This window comes from Methanosarcina spelaei, from assembly GCF_002287235.1.
GTDB lineage: Archaea > Halobacteriota > Methanosarcinia > Methanosarcinales > Methanosarcinaceae > Methanosarcina > Methanosarcina spelaei.
Genome location: NZ_LMVP01000239.1, coordinates 1 through 1,859, shown reverse-complemented (window position 1 = coordinate 1,859; position 1,859 = coordinate 1). Strand labels below are relative to the sequence as shown.

The window sequence follows — 1,859 nt, the reverse complement described above, 5'->3', positions numbered from 1 at the left end:
GCATATTTAAATAATCCCATATACACATTAAATTAATTCATATATTTGTGGAGTTACTAAAAACAATGTGGTAAAAGCCAACTGCGTAACTCCTAAATATTTTATTCGCAGTCTTGTGCAAACTGTCTTATTCTGTCAGTTATGGTCCCGCAGCCAGCGAAAAATGGTTTTTCGGTAACTATGATAGTAAGCTTTGATTTTCCATCCCATTCAAAATTCGCAGTAATCCCATTGCCGGAAATTTCTCCGCTTTCTCCCGACGGAACGTTGATGCCGTAGTCCTGAAGACCCTGCTTCATGCACTCAAACCTGTCAGGTGTAATATCGGAATACGTTACTGGTCTACAACCACCTCCTCCAAACTGTGCTTGTGCTAACCCAGTAGAATAAATTGAGCATAAAACTATCAGACAAGCTATTGATATCTTTTTCATTCTTAACCCCCTAATACGAGTTTGACCCTTTAGTCAACCGTTTATGCAGACACAGACTGAACCACGTAAAGTATAACTATCGGAACTTATTTTATTTGGAATTCCTTGTTGACATCCTCGGCTCTGGTGTATTCTTTGTCTGGAATGTTTTCAAGAGTTTCTAATACCTTATTGCTCGCATTATTTTTTTTAGCATTTTCAATAAGATCCTGTTTTTTGCAGGATATGTTACATTTTTTAAAAACTTTGGAACTTGATTTGGATTGGTTTCCATAGATCCACCATACCATTTACTTTTTCAAGCTCTATAATGACCTCGTCATTACTGGAATATGTTTTCATAAGAGCTTTCTGAACCTTAGAGCTTTTTGAGCCTTTAGTCTAAGTTATAGAACATGCTCCTCAGGTGAGTTTACTTGACCAAAAACCTGTCCCATAAAATTCAGTAGTTGGACTTGTTTGCTTTTTAGTACTCTGGCTTTCCAGATGTTCGGTTTCACTGATAATTCAGAGCATTAATTATATTCTGGCATTATATTCCATTTCAGGTATTCCCTTCAAAGTATCCAAAGTCATTTTCTGCCTGTTTTCCCTTGCAAACCTGAGAAGATTTTTGTTAGCAGGATAAAACAGTACTCGTACAATCATGATTTCCTAATCTCTTGTTTATCATTTTGATAGGTAACCTTAATAGAGATTCAGGTAGCTACCTCTTTTCCCCTTGCTGTCCGCCTCCGATAAATAATATAATTAGAATTATAATTATATAAAAACGATTCAACACAAATATTTGTTAGAGGATATTTATCAAATTTTGAGATTCTGCTTTCTTTGTCAACAGAGGAAATTTAAAGAAAATTTATAAATCTATTAAACTCTGTTTTTCTATATTGACGCCAGAAAAAACTGTATAGAAAACGTACATGAAATTCTTCGAATAACATGCACAAATCAATGAAAGTACTCTACGCCCTCTTTTTTGACTATTAAGCCCTTATTACCTTGGGCAGTAAGGTTGTCCTTATTTTGGTTTTTCAAAACCGTCAGAAAACTAATCAGTGAATTGCCATCGAAGGCTCAAATGTGACTTTGATCACGGATGCTAAATTGGCCTTTTAGGCAATTCGACTGCCCAAATAAATTGGGTGATGTTATATGATTGAAGTCATAAACAAAGCTTGTGGTCTAGACATTCACAAAATCTTTTTCATTGCTACAATTATCAGTAGATCTGGCGAAAAACAACAGCAACGTTTCAACAGAGATGACGAAGGAATTTTAGCCCTTAAAAATTGGGTAATATCCGAAAAATGTAATGTTGTTGCATGTGAGTCAACAAGTGATTTCTGGGTTCCTATTTATGATTCTTTGATAAAGCATCTACCTGTAATAGTTGGAAATGCTCGAGATATGAAGGTATTTACC

At 35.2% G+C, this 1,859-nt stretch carries 3 protein-coding genes and 1 pseudogene; 1 reads left to right on the top strand and 3 read right to left on the bottom strand.

Translation table 11 applies throughout. The features are described from left to right. Positions 1 to 101: 101 nt before the first annotated feature. From ASJ81_RS12030 to ASJ81_RS22810, 3 genes are all read right to left on the bottom strand, one after another. Positions 102 to 434 (bottom strand): hypothetical protein, encoded by a 333-nt coding sequence (locus ASJ81_RS12030; protein ID WP_095644652.1) that lies wholly within the window; start codon positions 432 to 434, stop codon positions 102 to 104. An 86-nt stretch (positions 435 to 520) separates the two neighbouring features. Next, positions 521 to 724 carry a DUF2795 domain-containing protein gene (locus tag ASJ81_RS12025; RefSeq protein ID WP_245860108.1) on the bottom strand — a complete coding sequence of 68 codons (204 nt, stop codon included), beginning with the start codon at positions 722 to 724 and terminating at the stop codon, positions 521 to 523. 229 nt (positions 725 to 953) lie between these two features. Continuing rightward, entirely contained in the window at positions 954 to 1,082 is a 129-nt protein-coding gene (locus ASJ81_RS22810; protein WP_170943295.1) for a DUF2795 domain-containing protein, read from the bottom strand. Positions 1,083 to 1,589: 507 nt separating this feature from the next. Here ASJ81_RS22810 and ASJ81_RS12020 point away from each other — a divergent pair. Then, positions 1,590 to 1,859: pseudogene (locus tag ASJ81_RS12020) on the top strand (IS110 family transposase); the annotation flags it as partial.

Bases quoted from the DNA above. Each gene is read 5' to 3' on its own strand.
- ASJ81_RS12025 (WP_245860108.1), bottom strand. From the start codon at position 724: ATGGTATGGTGGATCTATGGAAACCAATCCAAATCAAGTTCCAAAGTT.
- ASJ81_RS12030 (WP_095644652.1), bottom strand. From the start codon at position 434: ATGAAAAAGATATCAATAGCTTGTCTGATAGTTTTATGCTCAATTTAT.
- ASJ81_RS22810 (WP_170943295.1), bottom strand. From the start codon at position 1,082: ATGATTGTACGAGTACTGTTTTATCCTGCTAACAAAAATCTTCTCAGG.